Origin of the sequence: Pseudomonas sp. OST1909 (genome assembly GCF_015277575.1) — a bacterium.
GTDB lineage: Bacteria > Pseudomonadota > Gammaproteobacteria > Pseudomonadales > Pseudomonadaceae > Aquipseudomonas > Aquipseudomonas synxantha_A.
Genome location: NZ_CP063780.1, coordinates 3,759,825 through 3,784,915, shown reverse-complemented (window position 1 = coordinate 3,784,915; position 25,091 = coordinate 3,759,825). Strand labels below are relative to the sequence as shown.

General features: G+C 59.0%; 20 protein-coding genes and 1 pseudogene. 9 read left to right on the top strand and 12 right to left on the bottom strand.

Going from position 1 to position 25,091, the window contains the following annotated elements:
• Position 1: 1 nt before the first annotated feature.
• The 5 genes from IH404_RS16385 to gloB form a co-directional block, all read right to left on the bottom strand.
• The gene (locus IH404_RS16385; protein ID WP_005788756.1) at positions 2-1,075 is read right to left on the bottom strand and encodes a microcin C ABC transporter permease YejB; all 1,074 of its coding nucleotides are present in this window, start codon (positions 1,073-1,075) and stop codon (positions 2-4) included.
• A complete protein-coding gene (locus IH404_RS16380) occupies positions 1,076-2,914 on the bottom strand; it encodes an extracellular solute-binding protein (RefSeq protein WP_005788754.1) in 1,839 nt (612 codons plus the stop codon).
• Entirely contained in the window at positions 2,911-4,740 is a 1,830-nt protein-coding gene (locus IH404_RS16375; protein WP_194438455.1) for an extracellular solute-binding protein, read from the bottom strand. The genes IH404_RS16380 and IH404_RS16375 overlap by 4 nt, the downstream gene beginning before the upstream one ends.
• Positions 4,741-4,951: 211 nt before the next feature.
• Positions 4,952-6,352, bottom strand: coding sequence for a transglycosylase SLT domain-containing protein (locus IH404_RS16370; RefSeq protein WP_005788751.1), 1,401 nt, complete (start codon positions 6,350-6,352; stop codon positions 4,952-4,954).
• A gap of 98 nt (positions 6,353-6,450) precedes the next feature.
• Positions 6,451-7,218, bottom strand: coding sequence for a hydroxyacylglutathione hydrolase (gene gloB, locus IH404_RS16365; RefSeq protein ID WP_005788750.1), 768 nt, complete (start codon positions 7,216-7,218; stop codon positions 6,451-6,453).
• Between the two features lie 65 nt (positions 7,219-7,283).
• Here gloB and IH404_RS16360 point away from each other — a divergent pair, with 65 nt between their 5' ends.
• The 5 genes from IH404_RS16360 (at position 7,284) to IH404_RS16340 (ending at position 12,359) form a co-directional block, all read left to right on the top strand.
• On the top strand, positions 7,284-8,042 hold the full coding sequence (locus IH404_RS16360; RefSeq protein ID WP_005788749.1) for a methyltransferase domain-containing protein: 759 nt from the start codon (positions 7,284-7,286) through the stop codon (positions 8,040-8,042).
• A gap of 85 nt (positions 8,043-8,127) precedes the next feature.
• A complete protein-coding gene (gene rnhA / locus IH404_RS16355) occupies positions 8,128-8,580 on the top strand; it encodes a ribonuclease HI (RefSeq protein WP_003173571.1) in 453 nt (150 codons plus the stop codon).
• Between the two features lie 84 nt (positions 8,581-8,664).
• Positions 8,665-9,405, top strand: a complete 741-nt coding sequence (gene dnaQ, locus IH404_RS16350) for a DNA polymerase III subunit epsilon (RefSeq protein WP_164699548.1) — start codon at positions 8,665-8,667, stop codon at positions 9,403-9,405.
• A gap of 105 nt (positions 9,406-9,510) precedes the next feature.
• Positions 9,511-11,766, top strand: a complete 2,256-nt coding sequence (locus IH404_RS16345) for an Orn/Lys/Arg decarboxylase N-terminal domain-containing protein (protein WP_005788744.1) — start codon at positions 9,511-9,513, stop codon at positions 11,764-11,766.
• Between the two features lie 23 nt (positions 11,767-11,789).
• A complete protein-coding gene (locus IH404_RS16340; RefSeq protein ID WP_032803907.1) occupies positions 11,790-12,359 on the top strand; it encodes a GNAT family N-acetyltransferase in 570 nt (189 codons plus the stop codon).
• 33 nt (positions 12,360-12,392) lie between these two features.
• Here the strand turns inward: IH404_RS16340 and IH404_RS16335 are convergent, their stop codons facing one another.
• The gene (locus IH404_RS16335; RefSeq protein ID WP_194438453.1) at positions 12,393-16,616 is read right to left on the bottom strand and encodes a glycosyltransferase; all 4,224 of its coding nucleotides are present in this window, start codon (positions 16,614-16,616) and stop codon (positions 12,393-12,395) included.
• A gap of 147 nt (positions 16,617-16,763) precedes the next feature.
• Positions 16,764-17,681, bottom strand: coding sequence for a LysR substrate-binding domain-containing protein (locus IH404_RS16330; protein WP_005788739.1), 918 nt, complete (start codon positions 17,679-17,681; stop codon positions 16,764-16,766).
• A gap of 183 nt (positions 17,682-17,864) precedes the next feature.
• Between IH404_RS16330 and IH404_RS16325 the strand changes: the two genes are divergently transcribed.
• Positions 17,865-18,203: a hypothetical protein gene (locus tag IH404_RS16325; protein ID WP_005788737.1), complete on the top strand. Its 339-nt coding sequence runs from the start codon at positions 17,865-17,867 to the stop codon at positions 18,201-18,203.
• 62 nt (positions 18,204-18,265) lie between these two features.
• Here IH404_RS16325 and IH404_RS16320 read toward each other — a convergent pair whose 3' ends face one another.
• Entirely contained in the window at positions 18,266-18,502 is a 237-nt protein-coding gene (locus IH404_RS16320) for a hypothetical protein (RefSeq protein WP_032803575.1), read from the bottom strand.
• 227 nt (positions 18,503-18,729) lie between these two features.
• Between IH404_RS16320 and IH404_RS16315 the strand changes: the two genes are divergently transcribed.
• A complete protein-coding gene (locus IH404_RS16315) occupies positions 18,730-19,287 on the top strand; it encodes an NAD(P)H-dependent oxidoreductase (RefSeq protein WP_005788734.1) in 558 nt (185 codons plus the stop codon).
• Positions 19,288-19,338: 51 nt separating this feature from the next.
• On the opposite strand, the gene poxB is transcribed toward IH404_RS16315, so the two are convergent.
• From poxB to IH404_RS16300, 3 genes are all read right to left on the bottom strand, one after another.
• Positions 19,339-21,063 carry a ubiquinone-dependent pyruvate dehydrogenase gene (gene poxB, locus IH404_RS16310; protein WP_005788732.1) on the bottom strand — a complete coding sequence of 575 codons (1,725 nt, stop codon included), beginning with the start codon at positions 21,061-21,063 and terminating at the stop codon, positions 19,339-19,341.
• 318 nt (positions 21,064-21,381) lie between these two features.
• Positions 21,382-21,876 (bottom strand): DUF934 domain-containing protein, encoded by a 495-nt coding sequence (locus IH404_RS16305; RefSeq protein ID WP_005788729.1) that lies wholly within the window; start codon positions 21,874-21,876, stop codon positions 21,382-21,384.
• The gene (locus IH404_RS16300) at positions 21,860-23,518 is read right to left on the bottom strand and encodes a nitrite/sulfite reductase (RefSeq protein ID WP_003190712.1); all 1,659 of its coding nucleotides are present in this window, start codon (positions 23,516-23,518) and stop codon (positions 21,860-21,862) included. Before IH404_RS16300 ends, IH404_RS16305 begins: the two co-directional genes overlap by 17 nt.
• Before the next feature lie 425 nt (positions 23,519-23,943).
• Here IH404_RS16300 and IH404_RS16295 point away from each other — a divergent pair.
• Positions 23,944-24,336: pseudogene (locus IH404_RS16295) on the top strand (LacI family transcriptional regulator); the annotation flags it as partial.
• Between the two features lie 38 nt (positions 24,337-24,374).
• On the opposite strand, the gene IH404_RS16290 reads toward IH404_RS16295, so the two are convergent.
• Positions 24,375-24,593, bottom strand: coding sequence for a DUF2970 domain-containing protein (locus IH404_RS16290; protein ID WP_005788726.1), 219 nt, complete (start codon positions 24,591-24,593; stop codon positions 24,375-24,377).
• Positions 24,594-24,823: 230 nt separating this feature from the next.
• On the opposite strand from IH404_RS16290, the gene IH404_RS16285 reads away from it, so the two are divergent.
• Positions 24,824-25,078: an NEL-type E3 ubiquitin ligase domain-containing protein gene (locus IH404_RS16285; RefSeq protein WP_194438451.1), complete on the top strand. Its 255-nt coding sequence runs from the start codon at positions 24,824-24,826 to the stop codon at positions 25,076-25,078.
• Positions 25,079-25,091: the final 13 nt, after the last annotated feature.

Below are 25,091 nucleotides of genomic sequence, written 5' to 3'. Positions count from 1 at the left end.
CTCAATGCTCCCGGCTGGCGAAGTCGATACGCGGATCGACCAGGGTATAGGTGAGGTCACCGATCAGTTTCACGACCAGTCCCAGCAGGGTGAAGATAAACAGCGTGCCGAATACCACCGGATAGTCGCGGTTGATGGCCGCTTCAAAGCTCATCAGGCCCAGGCCGTCGAGGGAGAAGATCACCTCCACCAGCAGCGAGCCGGTAAAGAAGATGCCGATGAACGCCGAGGGGAAGCCGGCGATCACCAGCAGCATCGCATTGCGGAAGACGTGGCCGTAGAGCACGCGGTGGTTGGTCAGCCCTTTGGCCTTGGCGGTGACCACGTATTGCTTGTTGATCTCGTCGAGAAAGCTGTTCTTGGTCAGCAGGGTCATGGTCGCGAAGTTGCCGATCACCAGTGCGGTGACAGGCAGCGCCAGGTGCCAGAAGTAATCGAGGATCTTGCCGCCAACGCTCAACTCGTCGAAGTTGTTGGAGGTCAGCCCGCGCAAGGGGAACCAGTCGAAATAACTGCCGCCGGCAAACACCACGATCAGCAAGATCGCAAACAGGAACGCCGGAATCGCATAGCCGACGATGATGGCCGAGCTGGTCCACACATCGAAGTGGCTGCCGTGTCGCGTGGCCTTGGCGATCCCCAGAGGGATCGACACCAGGTACATGATCAGGGTGCTCCATAACCCGAGGGAAATGGACACCGGCATCTTTTCCTTGATCAGGTCGATGACCTTGGCGTCACGAAAAAAACTGTCGCCAAAATCCAGCCGTGCGTAGTTCTTGACCATGATCCACAAGCGTTCCGGCGCCGATTTGTCGAAGCCGTACATCTTTTCGATTTCCTTGATCAGCGCCGGGTCCAGGCCTTGGGCGCCACGGTAGCTGGAGCCGGCCACCGCGACTTCGGCCCCGCCCCCGGCAATGCGGCTGGTGGCGCCGTCGAAGCCTTCCAGCTTGGCGATCATTTGCTCCACCGGCCCGCCGGGGGCGGCCTGGATGATGACGAAATTGATCAGCAGAATCCCGAACAGCGTGGGAATGATCAGCAACAGGCGGCGAACAATATAGGCCAGCATTCAATCGCCTCCGCTCGCCGCATCGGCGTTTTGTGTGGTGTCCAGGGAGACCGCCGGTTTGACATCGGGTTTGGCCCACCAGGTGGCCGTGCCCACGTCGTAGCGTGGCGAGACCTTGGGATGACCCAAGTGGTCCCAGTACGCCACGCGGAAGGTCTTGATGTGCCAGTTGGGCACCACGTAGTAACCAAACTGGAGTACGCGGTCGAGCGCCCTGGCGTGGGCAATCAGGCTTTGGCGCGAGCCGGCATCGATCAGCTCTTCGACCAGTTGGTCAACGGCCGGATCCTTGAGACCCATGTAGTTACGGCTGCCGGGCTTGTCGGCGCTGGAGGATTTCCAGAATTCGCGCTGCTCGTTACCGGGCGAGGTGGACTGTGGGAAGCTGCCCACCAGCATGTCGAAATCCCGTGAGCGCAGGCGGTTGACGAACTGCGAGACATCCACTCGGCGAATCACCAGGTCGATGCCCAGGTCGGACAGGTTGCGCTTGAACGGCAGCAGGATGCGTTCGAATTCGGTCTGGGCCAGCAGGAATTCAATAGTCACCGGCTTGCCGGTGGTATCGACCATCTTGTCGTCGACGATCTTCCAGCCTGCCTCTTGCAGCAGTTGGTAAGCCTCACGCTGCTGGGTGCGGATCATGCCGCTGCCGTCGGTTTTGGAAGGTTCGAACGCCTGAGTGAAGACTTCGGGCGGGATCTTGTCGCGCAAAGGCTCAAGGATCGCCAGTTCATCCGGGCCAGGTAAACCGGTGGCGGCCATTTCCGAGTTTTCGAAATAGCTGCGGGTTCGGGTGTACGCGCCGTTGAACAGCTGCTTATTGCTCCATTCGAAATCCAGCAACAGGCTGATGGCCTTGCGCACGCGCACATCCTGGAACATCGGCTTGCGCATATTGAACACAAAGCCCTGCATGCCGGTGGGGTTGCCGTTGGGAATCTCTTCCTTGATCAGTCGGCCCTGGGTCACCGCTGGAATGTTGTAGGCGTTGGCCCAGTTCTTTGCGCTGAACTCCAGCCAGTAATCGAACTGCCCGGCCTTCAAGGCCTCCAGGGACACGGTGCTGTCACGGTAGTAATCCGTGATGCGGGTGTCGAAATTGTAGAAACCCTTGTTGACCGGCAGGTCCTTGGCCCAGTAGTCCTTGACCCGCTCGTAGCGAATCATGCGTCCGGGTTTGACCTGCGCCACTTGGTAAGGCCCGCTGCCCAGGGGAGCTTCCAGGTTGCCCTTGGAAAAGTCGCGGGTCGCCCACCAGTGCTTGGGCAGTACCGGCAACTGCCCGAGTATCAGCGGCAATTCGCGGTTGTTGGTGCGCTTGAACTTGAACAGCACACGCAACGGGTCTTCGGCCACCACTTCGTCGACATCGGCGTAGTAGTTGCGATAAAGCGGGTTACCGTCCTTGATCAGGGTCTGGAAGGTAAACACCACGTCCTCGGCGCGCATCGGATGGCCATCGTGGAAGCGCGCTTCGGGGCGCAGGTAGAAACGCACCCAGCTGTTGTCCGGGGCTTTTTCGATTTTGCCCGCCACCAACCCGTATTCGGTAATGGGCTCGTCCAGGCTTTGCATGGCCAGGGTGTCGTAGATCAACGGCAGGTTATCCGCCGGCACACCCTTGCTGATGTAGGGGTTGAGGCTGTCGAAGCCGCCCATGGCCGATTCGCGGAAGGTGCCGCCTTTGGGGGCGTCGGGGTTGACGTAGTCGAAATGCTTGAAGTCGGCGGGGTACTTGGGGGGCTCGTTGTAGAGGGTCAGCGCGTGTTGCGGGGCGGCTTGGGCCGCGGTGCACAGCAACAGGCTGGCGAGCAGGGTAGTACGCAAAGACATCATTGGGCTTTCTCCGAAGCTTTCAGCCACCACGCACTCAGGCCCAGGCTATAGGGCGGCGTGGTAACGAAGGCGAACCGGTTGCGGTACGCCAGGCGATGATAGTTGAGGTACCAGTTGGGAATGCTGTAGTGCTGCCACAGCAGCACGCGGTCCAGGGCGCGGCCGGCCGCCAGTTGTTCTTCGCGGGTCTGCGCCGCCAGCAGTTGATCCAACAGATGGTCGACCACCGGGTTGGTGATGCCGGCGTAGTTCTTGCTGCCTTTGATCGTGGCCTGGCTGGAGTGAAAGTACTGCCACTGCTCCAGACCAGGGCTCAAGGTCTGGTTGAGGGTCATCAGAATCATGTCGAAATCGAATTGATCGAGGCGCTGTTTGTACTGTGCCCGGTCGACGGTGCGCAAGCGGGCGTCGATGCCGATGCGGGTCAGATTTTCGACATAAGGTTGCAGGATGCGCTCAAGGTTCGGGTTGACCAGCAGGATCTCCAGGCGCAGCGGTTGCCCATCCTTGTTGAGCAGGCGTTGGCCCGACAGTTTCCAGCCGGCTTCGCCGAGCAGTGTCAGGGCGCGCCGCAGCGTGTCGCGGGGGATACCGCGACCGTCGGTCTGCGGCAGGCTGAACGGCTGGGTAAACAGTGCGGCCGGCAGTTGGTCGCGATAGGGCGAGAGCATCAGCCACTCATGGCCCACGGGCAGGCCGGTGGCCGAGAATTCGCTGTTGGGGTAATAGCTCACCGAACGCTTGTAGGCGCTGCTGAACAGGGTGCGGTTGGTCCACTCGAAGTCGAACATCAACCCCAGGGCTTCGCGGACCTTGGCCTGGCTGAAGGCGGGCCGCCGGGTATTCATGAACAGGCCCTGGCTCTGGGTGGGGATCTGGTGGGCAATCTGCGCCTTGATCACATCGCCACGATTGACCGCCGGGAAGTTGTAGCCCGTGGCCCAGTTCTTGGCCTGATGCTCGATGTAAATGTCGAATTCACCAGCCTTGAAGGCTTCAAAAGCCACGTCGCTGTCGCGATAGAACTCTACCTCGACCTTGTCGTAGTTGTAGAAGCCTCGGTTGACCGGCAGGTCCTTGCCCCAGTAATTCTTGACCCGTTCAAACACCAACTGCCGCCCGGGGGCGACCTTGGTGATGCGGTACGGTCCACTGCCCAGCGGCGGCTCGAAGGTGGTGGCCTTGAAGTCACGGTCCTTCCAATAGTGTTGGGGCAGCACCGGCAGTTCGCCCAGGCGCAGGATCAGCAACGGGTTGCCCGCGCGCTTGAATACAAAACGGATGCGGTGGCGGTTGAGAATATCGACCCGGGCCACTTCCTGCAGGCTCGTACGGTATTGCGGATGGCCTTCGGTCAACAGCGTGCGATAGGAAAACGCCACGTCTGCGGCGGTGATCGGCTTGCCGTCGTGAAAGCGCGCTTCGGGGCGCAGGTTGAACACCACCCAACTGCGGTCCTCGCTGTATTCCACCGACTGGGCAATCAGGCCATAGCTGGAAGTGGGCTCGTCGCCCGACGGCGCGTACTGGCCGGTGCCGACCATCAAGGGTTCGTTCAGCTCATTGACGCCGTATTGCAGGAAATTGCCGGTGGAAACCGGGCTGGTGCCCTTGAAGGTATAGGGGTTGAGCGTGTCGAAGGTGCCAAAGGCCATAACCCGCAGTGTGCCGCCTTTGGGCGCTGCAGGGTTTACCCAATCGTAATGGGTGAATTTGGCCGGGTACTTGAGTGAGCCCAACTGCGCGTAACCGTGGCTCTCGGTAATCGTCGCGTTCGCAGCAAAGCTCAAGGCCAGACTTGTTAGTAGAAGGAGAGGACGCTTCAAGTCAGAGATCCGATCCAGGCGGCTTGGGCTTTATGATCGGTACAGTAACAGCTTGTTCCGGTTGGAAAAAGCATCTTGAAATTGGCTATAGGCCGATGTGGGAGGGGGCTTGCTCCCGATAGCGGTGTGTCAGTCAATACCAGGCTGGCTGACACATCGCTATCGGGAGCAAGCCCCCTCCTACATTAGCTCCTCGGTGTTCTTGAGGGCCTTATCTTGGCCCCGACACCACCAGCATTTGCCCCGGTTTCAGTGCCTGGCCGGTGCGTGGGTTCCAACGCTTGAGATGTTGCATCTCAACGTTGAAACGCTTGGCGACCATGTACAACGAGTCGCCTTTCTTGACCTTGTACTGCACCGGTTTTTTAGCGACGGCCTTGCGGGTATCCTGCATCACCAGGGTCTGGCCGACCTTGAGTGCCTGGCCGTTGAGCTTGTTCCAGCGTTGCAGGTCATGCACGTCGACCTTGTTGGCCTTGGCGATCAAGGTAAGGTTATCGCCACTGCGCACCTTGTAGCTGCGGGTACGCCCGGCCACCGACTTGGTCTCGACTTCGTCGAACACCGGCTTCTTGGGGCGCATGCTCAGCAATTCTTCCGGCTTCATCGTCGAAAGGGTGCTGGTGAGCAGCTGCGCCTTGGAGGTCGGCACCAGCAAATGCTGGGGGCCGTCCAGGGTGGTGCGTTGTTTCAGGGCCGGGTTGAGCTGGAACAGTTCGTCTTCGTCGATCTCGGCCAACGCGGCAACCCGTGACAGGTCCATGCTTTGCTTGACTTCAACCACTTCGAAGTACGGCGTGTTGGCAATCGGGTTCAGGTTGACGCCGTAGGCCTCTGGCGCCAGAACCACCTGGGACAGGGCCAGGAACTTGGGCACATAGTCCTTGGTTTCCTGGGGCAGGGGCAGGTTCCAGTAATCGGTGGGCAGGCCGAGCTTTTCGTTGCGCTCGATCGCCCGGCTGACCGTACCTTCGCCGGCGTTATAAGCCGCCAGGGCCAGCAGCCAGTCGCCGTTGAACATGTCATGCAGACGCGTCAGATAGTCCAGGGCGGCGGTGGTGGAGGCGGTGATGTCGCGGCGGCCGTCGTAGGCACGGGTCTGGCGCAGGTTGAAGTAGCGCCCGGTGGAGGGAATGAACTGCCACAAGCCGACCGCATCGCTGCGCGAATAAGCCATCGGGTTGTAGGCACTTTCAATCACTGGCAGCAGGGCCAGCTCCAGAGGCATGTTGCGTTCTTCAAGGCGTTCGACGATGTAATGAATGTAGAGGCTGCCGCGTTCACCGGCGTTCTCCAGAAAGGACGGGTTGCTGGCGAACCACAGACGCTGTTGCTCGATGCGTGGGTTGACGCCTACACCGTCCTGCAATTGAAAGCCCCGACGCATGCGTTCCCAGACATCCTGGGGCACTTCGGGGCTGGGCTTCTCTGATAGCCAAATAGGTTTTTGCTTGATCTTGGCAGCAAGATTGGGTTTGGGTTGCACGGTGGATTGTGCAGCGTAATTAGTCGATTGGCAGCCCGCCAGAGTTGCGGAAACGGCCACCGCCACGGCTTGAGCCAGGCGGGTCAATGCGTCTGAAGAAATGGATTTACGAATAGATGACGACATTGGCTGGAAGTAAGTTCCGGGCAAAAATGTCGGGCGATTCTAGAAAGCGCTTTGGTTCCGGTCAACCATTCAGAAATTACGTATCAGATTGCATCCTCTTAGAACTTATCTTTCCAAGCCCTCAAGCTAGCAAACACCTCGGCCCCAGAGCGGTTGTCGCGGCCATTCCGTTCGTCCGCTTTTTGTTTAACGGATGTTTCAGCGGTGCGCAAAAAGGGATTCGTGAGTTTTTCCAGCGCCAGGCTCGAAGGCAGCGTGATCTCGCCACGGGCGCGGAGTTGGGCAACATTTTCCACCCGTTCGGCGATATCGGTGTTGTCCGGTTCAACGGCCTGGGCAAACTTTAGGTTGCTTTGTGTGTATTCATGGGTGCAGTACACAAGTGTATCGGCAGGCAGGGCGGCCAGGCGCTGCAGGGAGGCATGCATCTGCTCCGGCGTGCCCTCGAACAGGCGGCCGCAGCCGGCAGCGAACAGCGTATCGCCACACAACAACACGCCCTGGTGATAAAAGGCGATATGCCCCAGCGTGTGCCCCGGCACGGCGTACACGTCGAAGTCCCAGCCCAGCACGTTGATGCGGTCATTGTCGTGCAGGGCTACATCCCGCGCCGGAATCTTTTCATTGGCCGGGCCGTAAACCTTGGCGCCGGTGGTATTTTTCAGTTGCTCGACACCGCCCACATGATCATGGTGATGGTGGGTGACCAGGATGTCGCTGAGGGTCCACTCGGTGTTGTGCTTGAGCCAGGCCAGCACCGGCGCGGCATCGCCCGGGTCGACTACGGCGCAGCGCAGGGTGGAAGGGTCTTGTAACAACCAGATGTAGTTGTCGGTGAAGGCGGGTAGGGCACTGATCTGTATCATTCTTCGATTCGCCAAGCTGAACACATTGGTGCATCTTAGAACGTCTAGGCGAGTTGGAGAATGCAATGACTGATAAAGCGTTCGCCCAGGCCGATCCTGAGTGGCTGGCCCTGATCAGTTCGGCTCGTGAATGGTTGTCCGGGCCGATTGGGCAATTTCTGCTGGACGAAGAGCGGCGTATGCTCGACGACGAGCTGGGCCGGTTCTTTGGCGGCTATCTGGTGCATTACGGCCCCTCGGCCCAGACGCCGCCTTCGGCGCCTCAGGTGCAACGCAATGTTCGCCTGGGCGCGCCGCTACCGGGGGTGGAAATCGTCTGTGAGGAACAGGCCTGGCCCTTGAGCGAGCACGCCGCTGATGTGGTAGTGCTGCAGCATGGCCTGGATTTCTGCCTGTCGCCCCATGGGTTGCTGCGCGAAGCCGCGAGCAGCGTGCGCCCAGGTGGCCATTTGCTGATTGTCGGTATCAACCCCTGGAGCAGCTGGGGCTTGCGCCGTGTGTTCGCCCGTGATGGCCTGCGTCAGGCGCGCTGCATCTCGCCATCGCGGGTGGGAGACTGGCTGAACCTGCTGGGCTTTGCGCTGGAGAAACGTCGCTTCGGGTGCTATCGTCCGCCGCTTGCAACAGCCAAGTGGCAGGGCCGCCTGGCCGGCTGGGAACGCCGTGCGGGTGCCTGGCAATTATCCGGCGGCGGCTTCTATCTACTGGTAGCGCGCAAGATCGTGGTCGGGTTGCGGCCGGTGCGTCAGGTTGCGCGCCAGCCCATTGGCAAGCTCGTGCCGATGCCGATGGCCAAGGTCAACCGCAAGCAAAGCGAACGCTGAACCCTTTTTTGATTTCAGGCCGATTTGTCCGGCCTCGGGATACTGTCGGTCGATTACCGCCAGCCCGTTTTGATGGATACAACCGATGACCGATAGCGTAGAACTCTTCACCGATGGCGCCTGCAAGGGCAACCCCGGCCCCGGCGGTTGGGGCGCCTTGCTGGTGTGCAAGGGCGTGGAGAAGGAACTGTGGGGCGGTGAAGCCAACACCACCAATAACCGCATGGAGCTGATGGGCGCTATTCGTGGCCTGGAAGAACTCAAGCGGCGCTGCAACGTGCTGCTGGTGACCGACTCGCAATACGTGATGAAGGGCATCAACGAGTGGATGGTCAACTGGAAGAAGCGCGGTTGGAAGACGGCGGCCAAGGAGCCGGTCAAGAATGCCGACCTGTGGCAATTGCTCGATGAGCAATGCAACCGTCACGACATCACCTGGAAATGGGTGCGTGGGCACATCGGCCACCCTGGCAACGAACGCGCCGACCAGTTGGCCAATCGTGGTGTGGATGAAGTGCGCGGCTACAAGCAGAGCTGAATCAGCCCACGTGTTAACATCGCGCCCTTTGATTCACCACATCACATTGCACACCACACCGTTGAGAGCTGAACCCTGATGGCCATCCGATCTGTTGTACTCGATACCGAAACCACCGGCATGCCGGTGACCGATGGTCACCGGATCATCGAAATCGGCTGCGTCGAACTGATGGGGCGCCGGTTGACCGGCCGCCACTTCCACGTTTACCTGCAACCGGATCGTGACAGTGACGAAGGCGCGATCGGCGTCCACGGCATCACCGACGAGTTCCTCAAGGGCAAGCCGCGCTTTGCTGAAGTGGCCGATGAGTTCTTCGAGTTCATCAACGGCGCCCAGTTGATCATCCATAACGCAGCGTTCGACATCGGCTTCATCAACAACGAATTTGCCCTGATGGGGCAGACGGACCGTGCGGACATTTCCCAGCACTGCACCATCCTCGATACCTTGATGATGGCCCGTGAGCGTCACCCGGGCCAGCGCAACAGCCTCGATGCCTTGTGCAAACGCTATGGCGTCGATAACTCCGGCCGTGAGCTGCACGGCGCCTTGCTCGACTCCGAGATCCTGGCCGACGTTTACCTGACCATGACCGGCGGGCAAACCAGCCTGTCCCTGGCTGGTAATGCGTCCGATGGCAGTGGTTCGGCGGAAGGCTCCGGCAATCGCCCTTCGGAAATCCGCCGCCTGCCGGCCGATCGCAAGCCGACGCCAATCATCCGCGCCAGCGAGCAGGACCTGGCCGAGCACGTGGCGCGGTTGGAAGCGATTGCCAAGGCGGCGGGTGCGCCGGCGTTGTGGACTCAATTGACACAACAATAAGCACGGGGCAGTGCAGTTGATCTTGATGGGCTGCCAAATCTTCATTCGCCACATTCGCTTCCAGCTTCTACCCTGAGTGCAAAGCCCTCCGGAGTAAGAGCGCTCATGTACAAAGACCTCAAGTTCCCTATTCTTATCGTGCACCGTGACATCAAGGCCGACACCGTTGCCGGTGACCGGGTTCGAGGCATCGCCAGGGAGTTGGAACAAGAGGGCTTCAGTATATTTTCTGCGGTGGATTACGCCGAAGGGCGGTTGGTGGCCTCCACCCATCATGGTTTGGCGTGCATGTTGATCGCAGCAGAAGGCGCCGGGGAAAATACCCACCTGCTGCAAAACATGGTCGAGCTGATCCGCCTGGCGCGGGTAAGGGCACCCAACCTGCCGATCTTTGCCCTGGGTGAGCAAGTCACCCTTGAAAACGCGCCGGCCGATGCGATGAGCGAGCTTAACCAGCTACGCGGCATTCTTTATCTGTTCGAAGACACCGTGCCGTTCCTGGCGCGCCAGGTCGCCCGCTCTGCCCGCACTTACCTGGACGGCCTGTTACCGCCGTTCTTCAAGGCCTTGGTGCAGCACACCGCCGATTCCAATTATTCCTGGCACACCCCTGGCCATGGCGGTGGCGTGGCGTATCGTAAAAGCCCGGTGGGGCAGGCGTTTCACCAGTTCTTCGGGGAGAACACCCTGCGCTCGGACTTGTCTGTTTCTGTCCCTGAACTGGGCTCGCTGCTCGATCATACCGGGCCCCTGGCCGAAGCCGAGGCCCGCGCCGCGCGCAACTTTGGCGCCGACCATACCTTCTTCGTCATCAATGGCACCTCCACCGCCAACAAGATCGTCTGGCATTCCATGGTCGGTCGCGACGACCTGGTGTTGGTGGACCGCAACTGCCACAAGTCAGTGCTGCACTCGATCATCATGACCGGCGCGATCCCGCTGTATCTGTGCCCGGAGCGCAACGAACTGGGGATCATCGGCCCGATCCCCTTGAGTGAATTCAGCCCCGAATCAATCCGCGCCAAGATCGACGCCAGCCCGTTGGCATATGGCCGGCCACCCAAGGTGAAGCTGGCGGTGGTGACCAATTCCACCTACGACGGCCTGTGCTACAACGCCGAACTGATCAAGCAGCAATTGGGTAATAGCGTAGAGGTGCTGCACTTCGACGAAGCCTGGTATGCCTATGCGGCATTTCACGAGTTTTTCGCCGGGCGCTATGGCATGGGCACCTCGCGCACACCGGACAGCCCGCTGGTATTTACCACCCACTCCACCCACAAACTGCTGGCCGCATTCAGCCAGGCATCGATGATTCATGTGCAGGATGGCGGCGCACGGCAGCTGGACCGTGACCGTTTCAACGAAGCCTTCATGATGCACATCTCGACTTCACCGCAATACAGCATCATCGCTTCGCTGGATGTCGCTTCGGCGATGATGGAAGGCCCCGCCGGGCGCTCGCTGTTGCAGGAAATGTTCGACGAGGCCCTGAGTTTCCGCCGCGCGCTGGCCAACCTGCGCCAGCATATCGCTGCCGAGGATTGGTGGTTTTCGATCTGGCAGCCACAATCGGTGGCGGGTATCGACCGCGTTGCCACGGCGGACTGGCTATTGCATCCCCAGGATGATTGGCACGGCTTTGGCGATGTGGCTGAAGATTATGTCTTGCTGGACCCGATCAAAGTCACCCTGGTGATGCCTGGCCTCAATGCAGGTGGCGCCTTGAGCGATTGTGGGATTCCCGCCGCGGTGGTCAGCAAGTTTCTCTGGGAGCGCGGCCTCGTGGTGGAAAAAACCGGGCTTTATTCGTTCCTCGTGTTGTTTTCCATGGGGATCACCAAAGGCAAGTGGAGCACCTTGCTCACCGAGTTGCTGGAGTTCAAGCGCAGTTACGATGCCAACGTCAGCCTGGCCAGTTGTTTGCCCTCGGTGTACGCCCAGGGGCCGGTACGTTATCAGGGCTTGGGCCTGCGCGATCTTTGCGACCAGTTGCACAGCTGTTACCGTAGCAACGCCACCGCCAAGCATCTCAAGCGCATGTACACGGTATTGCCGCAGATCGCGATGAAACCCGCCGATGCCTACGACCAACTGGTCAGAGGCGAAGTTGAAGCGGTATCCATCGATGCCTTGCCAGGACGCATCGCAGCCGTAATGCTGGTGCCTTATCCACCGGGCATTCCATTGATAATGCCCGGCGAGCGCTTTACTGAATCAACGCGTTCAATCATCGACTACCTGGCATTTGCCCGCACGTTCGATAGCAGTTTCCCCGGTTTTGTCGCCGATGTTCATGGGCTGCAACACGAAGATGATGGCAGTGGCCGTCGTTACACCGTCGATTGCATCAAGGGTTAAGAATGTTTATGCAGCAAGCTGTGATGAACCCGAAGTACCCAGGGCTCAGTGTGCGCGTCGCCGACGAAGGTTTTGACGCCTATGTATGGGGCAATGACTTCAGTTTCGAGGTTAGCGCCTATGGCGTACCGCAGATGGGCCAGCGCGTCGAGCAATGGCCGGTTGAGCGCGTCCTGCCGTATCGCAAATGCTATGGCATCGACCCGGAAGAGTTCGCCAGCTTTCGCGATGCCGCCGACAGTGCGATCTTCATGGCCTACCTGGATGACCGTGCGGTAGGGCACATTGTGGTCAGCACCAACTGGAACGGTTTTGCGCATGTTGATGAGTTGGCCGTGGTGTTGCCGGCGCGACGCCATGGCGTGGCCAAGGCGCTGCTGGATGTGGCGCAGTTCTGGGCGCGCAAGAAAAACCTCCCGGGCATGATGCTGGAAACCCAGAACAATAATCTGGGTGCCTGCCGCCTGTATGAGCGCTGCGGGTATGTGATGGGCGGGATCGATCAACTGCGTTATCGCGGGATTGATCCGCAAACCCGCGAAGTCGCAATTTTCTGGTATCGGTTGTTCAAGTCCGAACTCAATGAGGTTTGAGCGCTGTGCAGGGTCAGCGCTGGTGACTGTAAGTTATGTGTCAATCCAGGAGCTTTCGCTACCGACTTTGATGCTCAGGTTCTTGTTGAATCTCAAGTAGCGAAGCCTGGCGTCCGTTAGGTTCTGCTGGAGGTCGTCGGACCAGACAATGCCTTTTTGCTCAAAATATTCTCGAAAGTCCGTTCCGGCGTCGAGCACTTTCTCGGGTGTTATCTTTTTGCCATCGACGTACCACTGTTCCTTGCTGTAGCCATCGAAGGCAAGGTCGTGAAGATCGGGGCGCGTTGATTTCAATACGTCGTCAAACATGAGCGGGCCCACCGTTTCAAAAACCTTGATTTCGTATGCTTGAAATTCCGGGGTGAGCGTGTACGCACCCTGGGCGTCTCTGGGGACGATCGGGCGGTTGGCCTTAAAATAGGCCTTGTTTGCAGGGAAGCGGCGATTCATCTCGCTGATCACTTGCGCGATAAGCGGATTGTTTGGTTGTGTAGCGAAGTTGCTCGTATTAATGCAGGGTTTGTAATCGTTGATAGTAATAGCGACCGGCGTACTGACCAGGATTTCCCCGTCATCGGCCTTCAATGCTATCGGTCCGATGTGACCTTGGATCAGGTCATCGGTATCAAGATAAATGCCCCCGTATTTATTCATCAATGGGTAGCGCGCCACATCGGAGCTGGCGGCGAGGTTCTGACCCTGGCCCCGGCGAAAGTATGAGTACAACTCGGTGTTCTTCAGTTGCTCGAAAAAGTCGTCTTCATGCAAGTTCAGGACGGTAACGCTAGGTGCGTCTTTCGCCAGCTTGAGTTTGATGGCCTGGAATAACGCTGGGGTGTCGGCGTCGACGTGTACCGTGGATTTGAAATCGGGCATTTTTTTTCTATTAGCCACCATATTCTTGACGAGGTGATCAGGTATGTCGCCGCCGGCCCAGAAGTAGTGAATGTCTTTAGGAATTGGCCTGACATTCTTGGGGGCCTGCAAAATGGCCGGCTGGACGAACTCGACAAACCTGAAAGTGTGATTGGCGATCTTCTTGGCATTTCGATATTCCTCCAATGATCCCTTCTGCCACGTGTTCTTCGCGCTTCTCCAGAAGTATTGGGGGCTTGCTCCTTTCCCGATTCCTATACCGGCTACCCATGCACCTACTTTGGTGTCAAAGCTGGTGGCATAGCTGTCGCCCTCGTACTTGATCGTGTAAGGGTAAGAAGAAGCGCCCGCGTTTACTTTTATGTCGTCCATCGGCAGCACGTAGGTTTTGTCGTCTAGCTTCCAGGCGGGTAAGGCGTCGGGCACACCGCCGAGCAAGCGGTTGGCGGTGACTGAAACTTCCCAACCTGCACTCCCCAGGTCTTTGACCTTGATGTCGTTGTGTGGGGCACTGGGATGTTGGATCACACGCTGGCCATCCTTGACCGTGGAGGCGTAGAGCTTGTTGTCGATTTTTATGTATTCTTTGTTGTTTGGGCCCACATAGACATTGTTCTGCATCCCCTTGACTTGCAGCAGGTCCGGATCAATCACAGCCTCATAACCCAGCAGCGAGGGTTTATTGAGGACTTTGACTTCCCCGGCAGCCGCCGCCACGGTCGGTTGAAAATTCTTCAGTGGTGGGCCATAGGGCACCCCCTTGACCGAGTCGAAAGCGTGCCAGTTGCCGCCACGAAATACCGCACCCATTTCCAGGTCATGACCGACAACCTTTGAGGTACCCACGGCCACCAGACCATGTTGGGTACTTGCCGCTTTGAGCACGTCGTAGCTGCCGCTGGCGCCCTTGAGGGCATTGAACGCGCTCTTTCCCTTGGACCAGGTCCAGCGGCTGATGCCCTTGAGTAAATCGCCTGCACCGCCCAGCGGGTTGAGCGCGTCGATGGCGACGGTGCCCAGAAACCTTGCTGTTCTTGCCGCGCCTTTCAGGCCAGCTACGCCCTTAGTGAGCACTTTGCTTGCATGGGCGGCTTTGGCGGATCCCAGCGTCACCAGGCCCATCACATCCATGCCAAGGTCAAGCAAGCCATCGCCGATATTGCCCTGCATGAAGTTGACAATCGCGGACCTGAAGGGAATCAGGTTGAGGAAAAACTCTCCGATGGCCTTGTTGGCGGCGCTGGTTTTGTCGTAAGACGTGGTTCCACGTGCGTGTTCGAGCAGATCCTTACCGAGCAAATCCAGGCGTTTGGTGAGTACCTTGGCGATATAGCGGGTACGGTCGGAATCGAAGACCTTGGGTGTTTCAGCGATCGTCGGTTTTTCCTTGGCCTGCTCGGTGTGCTCGTCTTCGAAAGGGTTGAATCGCACGGTCCTGTGCAGCGTGTTGGCGTCACGCATGTCCAGCCGGGAGTAGGGCGGCGAGTAAATATGGGCCAGGTAATTGTGTTTGGTAATGCTCCCTGCGCGGGTATCAATCCGATAGATATTAACCTGCCCGTCGCGGGTGATCTTCACGTCGAGAGTATGACCTTTTTTGATCAGGGATTTTGTCGAGAAATCCGGTCCTATCACGTAGTCGTTAGTGTGGAAAAACTCGAGCTGGCCATATTCGAAGTTTTTCCGGTCCTGCGGCGGCAAAGTCGAGATCAGATATTGGGTCATGCCCGTATGGCCTTTCTCCTGCGCCTCCATCGCGGGCATGTATTGCTGATTAAACGCATCGACTACCGACAGCGCGCCGCTGTCGGACAGCGCGCAAAACTGTTTGATGGGGATGCGCGTGTCTTTGGTGATCCAATGTTCGCTGTCATCATTTTTGACTTTGTCGCCGTGCATGACGACATCCAGCATTGAGTGGCTTCCGGGGAAGATGCCGGGGCGTCCTTTGATCAACCGGGCTTTCGTAAGGTTTTTCGCCTTGAAGACCTCATCGGGTACGCCTGGGAATTTTTCTCTGAGCAGATCCATTCCCATGTTTTCACGCATCGGAATGGGGGTTGCAAGTGCCAGGGCCGTGGCTTGCAAGGCTTTCTGCTGGATGCTGAAGGCGTCCTGTACAGCGCGCATTTCAGTGTCGGTGGGTGTCGGTTCAGCCTTCAAGTGGCCATTAACGATTGCCCAGATGCATAAGGCTTCGCGATGGATATGCTGCGAGAGCGGTGTGCCGACGTCGAGGCCCTCTGCGGCGGCGAGCACTTCGCTGTAGGTCATTGTGAGTACGCATCCCGGTGATTGGGCTTCCAGCTTGGCGGCGGCGATGGCCAACTGGGTCCAGGGAATGCTGCCGTAGGTCACGTTGGGCGGAATGCCCTTGACCAGGTATTCAGGCGCAGTACGAGCCAGCAACATATGTGCTGCCAGTTCAGCCGATGCCGCAGGGGTTCGCGCCTCCTTGACCAGATGACGGCTCAAACCCTCGATCGTTGCGCTGGGCGGCTGATTCCAGAGCGCCCGTTGCCCTAGATCAAAGCCGCCAACGCTGTTACGCGCCGGTGTGCCCATGGATTGCGGGTCCAGTCCCAACTGGATAGCGGCGAGCAGGTAGTCATTGATGCTGGTGTGCGTCGCAATGCCGCCCAGCCGGGCTTGAATGGCTTGGCCCAGCGCTTGTGCCTTGGCCGATCCCAGCAGCATTTCTACCGCTCTGGCTGGGAATTTGAAGTCATTGCTGGACAGGTTGCTGGCAGACAACAGATAACCCAGCGCGCCTTTTCTGTCGACTAATGGCAGGTCGGGCAGGGTTGGGTCAGGCGCGTTCAACAGGTCGATGATAGTTTGTTTATCTTTCGCCTCCAGCGGGACTGGCCAAGACATCGCTCCGCTGAAATTACCCAGAGGATGGGTATGCACGTGTTGCGTGGCAGCGTGATAGAGCTTGAGTAAGTCGTCAAAGGATTTAGGAGTGGTCAGGCCGCTGCCGCTGAGAAATGTACCCACTTTGACTTGTGCAGTAGGTGCCAGGTTATGCCGCACCGCGTAGGTGGAGCCCTCGCACACCGGCAGCGTCGAGGTGTTCAAGTGCGACGTGAGTCGGCTTTCCAGCACGCCTTGTTGATCGGCCAAGTCGGCGGGAGAACCTTCGCGCAGTTCCGTGAGGAGTTTGCCCAGGTTCGCGGCCAGTGCCTGCCAGTTACAGCGATCATTGAAGGCTCGTTTAAGGGTTGTCGGGTTGTCGAGCACTTCAGTGTCCGAGTCGCTGGTCGAGCCCTCCAGCGGCAGGGGCGGTGGGGTGATTGACAGTGTGGGGGAGGGCGCATGAAACAGGGCAGTAGAGTTTGCAAGCGGCAGATGTGCCAGTGCATTTTGAAGGTGGTGCATGGGGATTTATCCTTGACTGCGGTGTATCGTCCAGTGGAAAGCTGATGCTTTCTGCTCGATGAGTGTGCTGCGTGCAGGACAGGGTTCCCGTGTGAATGTTTAGGATTTGTGTGGGAAGCGGCGTGGGCGGGAAGGGTCAGGAGATCGTTACTGTGCCGGCGGGAGTGTCGCTTTCTCGGCCAGCAACGCGTCGGCTTTCTGCGCGACGATCTCCAGCAACGCCTTCAGTGCTGGTGTCGATGAGGTGTCCTTCAACGTCAGTGCGTGCAGGCTGATAGGGATGGGCGGTGATAGCGGGCAGGTGTCCAGCCCGGCCTCCCTTGCACCAAAGGCGGTAAAGGGATCGACAATCGCCAAGCCTTCTCCGGCCTCGACCATGCTGCGCATCATCTGGTACGTCTGCACCCGCGTTTGCACCACCGGCAACGGGCGCAGGGCTTGCAGCTTGGCATCCAGCAGACGGCTGAGCGGGTCATGCCCCTCAAGCCCGATCAGCGACTGCCCGGCCAGGTCTTGCAGCGCAATGTACTTCTGCCTGGGTTTGAGCCAGCCATGGGGCGCGAGCAATTGCAGCTTGCCCTGGGCCAGCACCGTGCTCTGGATTTGCGCATGTTCCGGGTCATGCAGGCTCAGGCCCACATCCGCTTCGTGCAGCAGCAGGCTCCTGACGATTTCCCGGGTCGGCTGGCTCGACAGGTTGCACGGCGTATCCTGGAAACGTCGGCGCAGCATGGCGATGCTTTGCGGCAACAGCTGGTTGGCCAGGGGCGGGGTGCAAAGGGCACGCAAGGTTGGAGCGTGATGGTGTTTCAAACGGCTGGCCAATCGCTGTACTGGCTCAAAGGCTTCGTACAGTTGGGCAATGTGCGTCTGCAACTCCAGCGTTTCCCGTGTTGCCTGGAGCCGACCGCGCACGCTGGCAAACAGCATGAACCCCAGCTGCAACTCGGCGTCCTTCAGGATTGCGTCTACTTCACCCACAGAGAGTTGCAACCATTCGGCGGCCGTGCCCAGGTGTCCGGTTTGCAAGATGGCCTGAATCACTTCGATATGACGTAAACGCATGGCCGGAGTCTATGTGCAGCGCGAAGTGTATTCAATGGTGCGAGCCCTCAGGCGCAAAAAAGACTGCGCGGGTCGCCCCGGCCTATGGCGTTCGGCCAAGGCCTCATTAGAATGGTGCGTCTGATCAGCAACGACCAATGCCGGCTTGCCGGTACTTACAACAAAAAACAGGTCTGGTCTCAAATGCCTCTACCCTTGACGTTTTTCGGGGTGACGGCCAAGCAACTCGCGGTTCTTGTGACCGTGGGATGCGTGGCGGCTTACCTCTTCAACGACCCCACGGCACACCCACCCGAAGGCCTTGCACTTGAAACGTTCATCCGTTCCCAGGAAAGGGTGAGCGAGCAGGTCGGCACCGTGTTGGCGGTTACCTTGATCAGGCAAGTGGAGGCGTACCCCGCGTCCAATCGGTCGGGCTACAAGCGCTCGATGTACGCGGTGGAGGGGGAGAGAGGGCAATTGGTGGTGACGCTCAAGCAAAGCGAGCAGGGCATCGAAGTGACGCAGATCCGCAGTCCATGATGGCCCCGGCCCAGTCAACGCCATCGATGGCCAGGACTGAGCGGGTGTACAAACGGGGACCCTTATGATGCCAGGGTAGTTTTCGATTCGCGGACGAGAATGGTCCCCGACTGGATCAGTTTGAATTCATCGCCTTCCAGTTTCTCTACACGGTCGCCAATGGCCAGCTTGTAGGTGGTGGTGGGCGCCGAGCCAGCCAGGTCGCCTTGCGCCGGGTTGGATTCCTGGAACTCATGCACCGAATATACGCGGCCTTCCGCGTCTCTGGCATGGAACTGTCCGACTAGTACTGCTGCCATCTGTTTAGAACCTCTGGAGATAAACACTCGATTTGCGGTTCTGTAGACCGTCAGGGAGCGGGGTAGTTTACCTATAAGAAAAAAATACTATTCGCTGATGTTTTCAGGCGCTTCCTACGCAAGCTGCTGCAAGGAAAACGCCCCGGTAATCATCGAAACCCTCTGGTGAACACGCCGCTAAGCCTTTATAACTACAAGCTCCTTTATTCAGAAGTCGGGAAACCTCAATGAGCAAGGTCTACACGATTGCCGTCCTGGTGGGCAGCTTGAGAAAAGCGTCGATCAACCGCAAGGTCGCCCTGGCCTTGGCCGAGCTGGCGCCTGCCAATCTCAAGTTGAACATTGTTGAAATCGGCGACTTGCCGCTCTACAACGAGGACATCGACGGTGCAACACCGCCCGCAGCCTACAGTACTTTCCGCCAACAGGTGAGTTCATCCGACGCGGTGCTGTTTGTGACCCCGGAATACAACCGCTCCGTACCGGCAGCGTTGAAGAACGCTATCGACGTAGGTTCCCGTCCATATGGGCAAAGCGCCTGGAGCGGCAAGCCTGGTGCGATTATCAGTGTGTCGCCGGGTGCCATTGGTGGTTTCGGCGCCAATCATCACCTGCGCCAGTCACTGGTGTTCCTGGATGTGTGGTGCATGCAGCAGCCGGAAGCCTACCTGGGTGGGGCGGGCAGTGTGTTCGATGAGGCGGGCAAGGTGTCGGAAAAGACCAAACCATTCTTGCAAGCATTTATCGATGCCTACGGCAAATGGGTAGAAAAACAGAAGGCTTGATCGGGCAATGCGCTCAAGTGTGGGAGGAGCAAGCCCCTCCCACCTTTTCGTTTAACGCAGCCAGTTGGTCCGGGCCAGTTCAATCACCTCATCCCCGCGCCCACTCATCACCGCTTTGAGCATATACAAGCTGAACCCTTTGGCCTGTTCCAGCTTGATACTTGGCGGCATCACCAGTTCCTGAGTGGCGGTCACCACGTCCACCAGCACCGGGCCATCGTGGGCCAATGCGCGGCGCAAGGCCGGCTCGAGGTCTTCGGATTGCTCCACGCGAATTCCCAGGATGCCCATGGCATTGGACATGGCCGCGAAGTCCGGGTTTTTCAACTCAGTGCCAGTGTCCAGGTACCCGGCAGCCTTCATTTCCATGGCCACAAACCCCAGGGACGAGTTATTGAACACAATGAGTTTCACCGGCAGATTCAACTGCGCCAGTGAAATGAAATCCCCCATCAACATGGTGAACCCGCCATCACCCGACATCGAAATCACCTGGCGCCCAGGGAATGCCGCTTGGGCGCCGATGGCCTGGGGCATGGCGTTGGCCATCGAGCCATGATTGAACGAGCCGATCAGCCGGCGTTTGCCATTCATCTTCAAATAACGCGCCGCCCACACCGTGGGTGAGCCGACGTCGGCGGTGAAGATCGCATCATCGTCGGCCAGCTCGCTGAGCAAGCGTGCGACGTACTGAGGGTGGATCGGTCGATTCGCCTTGGAGGGTTGCGCCAAGTCATCCAGCCCCTGACGGGCCTTCTCGTAGTGCTTCAACGAGGTCTCAAGAAAGCTGCGATCGGTCTTGCGGGTCAGGCGCGGCAGCAGGGCATCGATGGTCTCCCTGACATCGGCGGCGATGCCCAGATCCAGCGTGGCGCGTCGGCCCAGGGCTTGCGGGTCGCAATCAACCTGAATGATCTTGGCATCGGTGGGGTAGAACTGGCGATAGGGGAAGTCGGTGCCGAGCATGATCAAGGTGTCGCAGTCGAGCATGGCATGGTAACCGGAGCTGAAACCGATCAGGCCGGTCATGCCCACGTCAAACGGGTTATCCCACTCCACATGTTCCTTGCCGCGCAACGCGTGCACCACCGGCGCGCCGAGCGCATCGGCCAGCGCTACGACTTGGTCGTGGGCACCGGCACAACCGCTGCCGCACAGCAGGGTGACCTTTTCACTGCCCTGAAGGATCTCGCTGAGGCGTTGCAGGTCCTGCTCGGCCGGCAAGGTGCGCGGTGCGTGCAGGGCTGGCCAGGGCTTGAGCTTGTCTTCCACTTCAAGCAGCGACACATCCCCAGGAATCACCACCACCGCTACGCCGCGATTGAGGATTGCCGAGCGCATGGCACGGTGCAGCACCTGAGGCATCTGCTCGGGGTTGCTCACCAGCTCGATGAAATGGCTGCACTCCTTGAACAGTTCCTGGGGATGGGTTTCCTGAAAATAGTTGAGGCCGATCTCCGACGACGGAATTTGCGCAGCAATCGCCAGCACCGGCACATGGTTGCGATGGCAGTCGAACAAACCATTGATCAAATGCAGGTTGCCCGGCCCGCAACTGCCGGCACACACCGTCAACTCCCCCGTGGCGGCGGCTTCGGCACCGGCGGCAAAGGCGGCGACTTCTTCGTGGCGCACATGCATCCACTCGATACTGTCCATGCTGCGCAGCGCGTCGGTCAGGCCATTGAGACTGTCACCGGTCAGGCCCCAGATACGCTTGATACCCGCCTGTTCAAGGGTGGTCGCCAGTTGCTGGGCCAGGTTGATTTTCGCCATGAGGAACTCCAGTCGTCAGTGAGGTTAAAAACTGCTGATCAGTAGAGGACAGTTCGATTACGGCGAATGCTCACCCTATAGTGTGAAGATTGCTTCATGGCCACGCGGTATTGGCGGGGGCGCCGGGGGGTGAACCACTGGTCACGTACCAGCGCAATGCACGGGGCGACGTTGGCCTTGGTCTGCCCACCCAAATTTGCAGAGCCAAGCAGGACCAAATGTGGGAGGGGGCTTGCTCCCGATAGCGGTGGATCAGGCAACGAATCTGTTGACTGGTACTCCGTCATCGGGGGCAAGCCCCCTCCCACATTTTGATACTCAGCGTCGACGGAACAGCGGCAGCGGCTCGTCCGTCGCAGCCTGATAGGTCACCGAGAAATCCTTGAGGCTTTCCAGCGCTTCGTACGGGTCTTTGTCGGCACGCAAGGCGAAGGCATCGAACCCGCAGCGGTGCAGGTAGAACAACTGGTCACGCAGCACATCGCCAATTGCCCGCAGCTCGCCCTTGTAGCCATAACGGTCACGCAGCAGGCGGGCGTTGGAATAGTTACGGCCGTCGGTGAAGGCCGGGAAGTTCAGGGCGATGACCTGGAAGTGTTCCACGTCGTCACCGATTTCCTCGGCTTCTTCATCGGCGTCCAGCCACACGCCCAGGCCGCCATCGCGGGCCTTGAGGGCGTGGCCATGTTCGCGCCACAGCGCCAGCGGCACGATCAGGTCGTCGCAGTTGGAGATGCCGTCGAAGCTCGCGTCCTTGGGCAGCAGGTGCCAGGTTTCGTCGACGACTTCGTTGTTCTTAATGATTCGCTGCATAGACGCGCTCCTTGAACAGGTCGATGCCGATGCGCTGGTAGGTGTCGATGAAACGCTCATCTTCGGTGCGCTGTTCGATGTAGACGTCGATCAGCTTGCCGATCACCTCGGGCATGGCTTCCTGGGCGAAGGATGGGCCGAGGATCTTGCCCAGGCTCGCATCGCGGCTGGCGCTGCCACCCAGGGACACTTGGTAGAATTCTTCGCCTTTCTTGTCCACGCCCAGGATGCCGATGTGGCCGACGTGGTGGTGACCACAGGCGTTCATGCAACCGGAGATGTTCAGGTCCAGCTCGCCGATGTCGAACAGGTAGTCCAGGTCGTCGAAACGGCGCTGGATGGATTCGGCAATCGGGATCGACTTGGCGTTGGCCAGGGAGCAGAAGTCGCCGCCCGGGCAGCAGATGATGTCGGTCAACAGGCCAATGTTCGGCGTGGCAAAACCGCCTTCGCGCAACTCGCCCCACAGGGTGAACAGTTGGCTCTGCTCGACGTCCGCAAGAATGATGTTCTGCTCGTGGGAGGTACGCAGTTGGCCAAAGCTGTAGCGCTCGGCCAGGTCGGCAACGGCGTCCAGCTGCTTGTCGGTGATATCGCCTGGGGCAACGCCGGTGGGCTTGAGCGACAGGGTCACCGCCACATAGCCTGGCTTCTTGTGCGCCAGGGTGTTGCGCGTGCGCCAGCGGGCAAAACCTGGGTGTTGCTGGTCAAGGGCGGCCAGTTCGGCGTCCTGGTTGCTCAAGGCTTTATATTCAGGATCGACAAAATGCTTGGCGACGCGGTGCACTTCGGCTTCGGTCAGGGTGGTCTGGCCGCCGCGCAAGTGTTCCATTTCGGCATCGACTTTCTGGGCAAACACCTCAGGGGTCAGCGCTTTGACCAGGATCTTGATCCGGGCTTTGTACTTGTTGTCACGACGGCCGTAGCGGTTGTAGACCCGCAGGATGGCGTCGAGGTAACTCAGCAGGTCCTGCCACGGCAGGAACTCGTTGATGAACGCGCCGACCACCGGGGTACGGCCCAATCCACCACCCACCAGCACGCGGAAACCCAGCTCACCGGCAGCGTTGTACACCGGCTCCAGGCCGATATCGTGCACTTCGATGGCGGCGCGGTCCGAGGTCGAGCCATTGATGGCGATCTTGAACTTGCGCGGCAGGTAGGCGAACTCAGGGTGGAAGGTAGTCCACTGGCGCACGATCTCGCACCACGGCCGTGGGTCGATCAACTCGTCGGCAGCGACGCCGGCAAACTGATCGGTGGTCACGTTGCGCAGGCAGTTACCGCTGGTCTGAATGGCGTGCATTTGCACAGTGGCCAGTTCAGCCAGGATGTCCGGCACGTCTTCCAGCGCCGGCCAGTTGAACTGCACGTTCTGGCGGGTACTGATGTGGGCGTAGCCTTTGTCGAAGTCGCGGGCAATCTTGGCCATCATTCGCGTCTGTCGCGAGGTCAACTGGCCATAAGGCACGGCCACCCGCAGCATCGGCGCAAAGCGCTGAACATAAAGGCCATTTTGCAGGCGCAGAGGGCGGAACTCTTCTTCGCTCAGTTCACCTGCTAAGTAGCGTCGGGTCTGATCACGGAACTGCTTGACGCGGTCCTCGATGATGCGCTGATCGTATTCGTCGTATACGTACATATAGGTCCTGTTCTCGGCAAATCTGCGCGCACGGCCGCGCACTCCCAACGGAGCCGGCGCACGATACCAGTTTGCGTATATGCGCAAAAGTGATGTTTGGGTATATGTAAATAACCAAACTGACTAATGAGAACCGTTATCGCCATACCCACATTTGTCATGCGGGCAATCATGATCTTTACTGTGGTCGAGTCTTAGTGCCGTCACCCATAAAACCGACAAGAGGCGATGCAATGAGCAATTCCACCAAAGCCCGTAAACCTGATAGTACCGTGGATGCCTGGGCCATTCTGTTCCTGATTGTTCTGGTGGTTGGAACCGCCGTGTTCTGGGTTAGCCACCAGTAACAAAGAGCGTTGATTGAGCCCCGATTGGCTGTCGTATTGCCACTGTCATGGCAATCATTTTTCCAGGCTCGAACAACCATGTTGAAGGTTCTGATTGCGTGTGTGTGGTTAGCAGGATCGACGTACGGGGCCATGGCCCAGGCCGCGTCGGTGGTGTTTCTTAACCCAGGCTCGTCCACGGAAACCTTTTGGGTCAGTTATGCGCAATTCATGCAGGCCGCTGCCAGGGAGCTTGGCCTGGATTTGCGCGTGCGCTATTCCGAGCCAAACGCCGATAACACCCTGGTACAAGCCCGTGAGACGCTGCAAGGCACCCAGCGGCCCGACTACCTGGTGCTGGTGAATGAGCAATATGTCGCCCCAAAAATCTTGCGCATGGCCCGGGGCAGTCTGGTGGCCGACGATGAGCAGGCCGGTTACCTGATGCTCATCGACCTGCTGCGCAGCCATGCTGCGGTCGCGCCCGGGGCATCCTACCGCTACCCGTTCAGCCTGCAACTGCTGCTGCGTTAGACCCCGGCCAGGTGCAGTACCAGCTTGACGACGCCGAACAAGGTCAAGGCAAATACCGCCGTGAAGAGCACGCCCAGGATGACAAAGTGGCTGGGCTTGCCGTGGGTGAAATCGCGGGCGCGGTTCTTGCCGCTTTGTACACCAAAGGCCGCCGCCATGACGCTGTGGAGCATCTGCCAGAAGGTCGGCGGCTTATTGTTGGCTGGATCGTTCATAAAACCCTCGTGCGCATGGCTGTCCTCAAGAGCATAGACAATCTATCTGTGAGGGCCTGCCCCCCTAACTATTCACCGCAGGCCAAAGACTGAGCGGTGATGTGCTGTCACTCCAAATCAACGGAGTGACAACATGTCTGAATTACCCGCTGGCCATGGTTTCGCTGCGCAACCCTGCATACGCACGGGTCTGGCGACCTTGTAACGGCCTGGCCGCACCCCGGCGGCAGATGTGGCAGCAATTAGCCCAGGAACCGCTACATGAGCGTTTTTTCCATTTGCTCGAACGCCTGCGCGATACCGATGAGTTCCGGTTCCAACCGGTCGATCTTGCCCGGCGGGTGTGGGAGGTGATTGAAAGCGCCCGGGTGAAATTGCGGCTTGAACTGTCCCGCCAGGAGGTGCACGAATTGTCGGCGGACATTGTTGTGGCGGTACCGGGCAGGCCAGCGTCGCCGCAGCCGGGGCCCTCGACACGCCAGTAAGCCAGACAGCCGT

Excerpts from the sequence above, each read along its gene's own strand:
- IH404_RS16360 (WP_005788749.1), top strand. The coding sequence starts at position 7,284 with ATGACTGATAAAGCGTTCGCCCAGGCCGATCCTGAGTGGCTGGCCCTG.
- IH404_RS16325 (WP_005788737.1), top strand. The coding sequence starts at position 17,865 with ATGCCTCTACCCTTGACGTTTTTCGGGGTGACGGCCAAGCAACTCGCG.
- IH404_RS16305 (WP_005788729.1), bottom strand. The coding sequence starts at position 21,876 with ATGCAGCGAATCATTAAGAACAACGAAGTCGTCGACGAAACCTGGCAC.
- IH404_RS16370 (WP_005788751.1), bottom strand. The coding sequence starts at position 6,352 with ATGTCGTCATCTATTCGTAAATCCATTTCTTCAGACGCATTGACCCGC.
- IH404_RS16345 (WP_005788744.1), top strand. The coding sequence starts at position 9,511 with ATGTACAAAGACCTCAAGTTCCCTATTCTTATCGTGCACCGTGACATC.
- IH404_RS16340 (WP_032803907.1), top strand. The coding sequence starts at position 11,790 with ATGAACCCGAAGTACCCAGGGCTCAGTGTGCGCGTCGCCGACGAAGGT.
- IH404_RS16385 (WP_005788756.1), bottom strand. The coding sequence starts at position 1,075 with ATGCTGGCCTATATTGTTCGCCGCCTGTTGCTGATCATTCCCACGCTG.
- poxB (WP_005788732.1), bottom strand. The coding sequence starts at position 21,063 with ATGGCGAAAATCAACCTGGCCCAGCAACTGGCGACCACCCTTGAACAG.
- IH404_RS16380 (WP_005788754.1), bottom strand. The coding sequence starts at position 2,914 with ATGATGTCTTTGCGTACTACCCTGCTCGCCAGCCTGTTGCTGTGCACC.
- IH404_RS16300 (WP_003190712.1), bottom strand. The coding sequence starts at position 23,518 with ATGTACGTATACGACGAATACGATCAGCGCATCATCGAGGACCGCGTC.
- IH404_RS16335 (WP_194438453.1), bottom strand. The coding sequence starts at position 16,616 with ATGCACCACCTTCAAAATGCACTGGCACATCTGCCGCTTGCAAACTCT.
- IH404_RS16330 (WP_005788739.1), bottom strand. The coding sequence starts at position 17,681 with ATGCGTTTACGTCATATCGAAGTGATTCAGGCCATCTTGCAAACCGGA.
- IH404_RS16320 (WP_032803575.1), bottom strand. The coding sequence starts at position 18,502 with ATGGCAGCAGTACTAGTCGGACAGTTCCATGCCAGAGACGCGGAAGGC.
- gloB (WP_005788750.1), bottom strand. The coding sequence starts at position 7,218 with ATGATACAGATCAGTGCCCTACCCGCCTTCACCGACAACTACATCTGG.
- IH404_RS16285 (WP_194438451.1), top strand. The coding sequence starts at position 24,824 with ATGTGGCAGCAATTAGCCCAGGAACCGCTACATGAGCGTTTTTTCCAT.
- rnhA (WP_003173571.1), top strand. The coding sequence starts at position 8,128 with ATGACCGATAGCGTAGAACTCTTCACCGATGGCGCCTGCAAGGGCAAC.
- IH404_RS16290 (WP_005788726.1), bottom strand. The coding sequence starts at position 24,593 with ATGAACGATCCAGCCAACAATAAGCCGCCGACCTTCTGGCAGATGCTC.
- IH404_RS16315 (WP_005788734.1), top strand. The coding sequence starts at position 18,730 with ATGAGCAAGGTCTACACGATTGCCGTCCTGGTGGGCAGCTTGAGAAAA.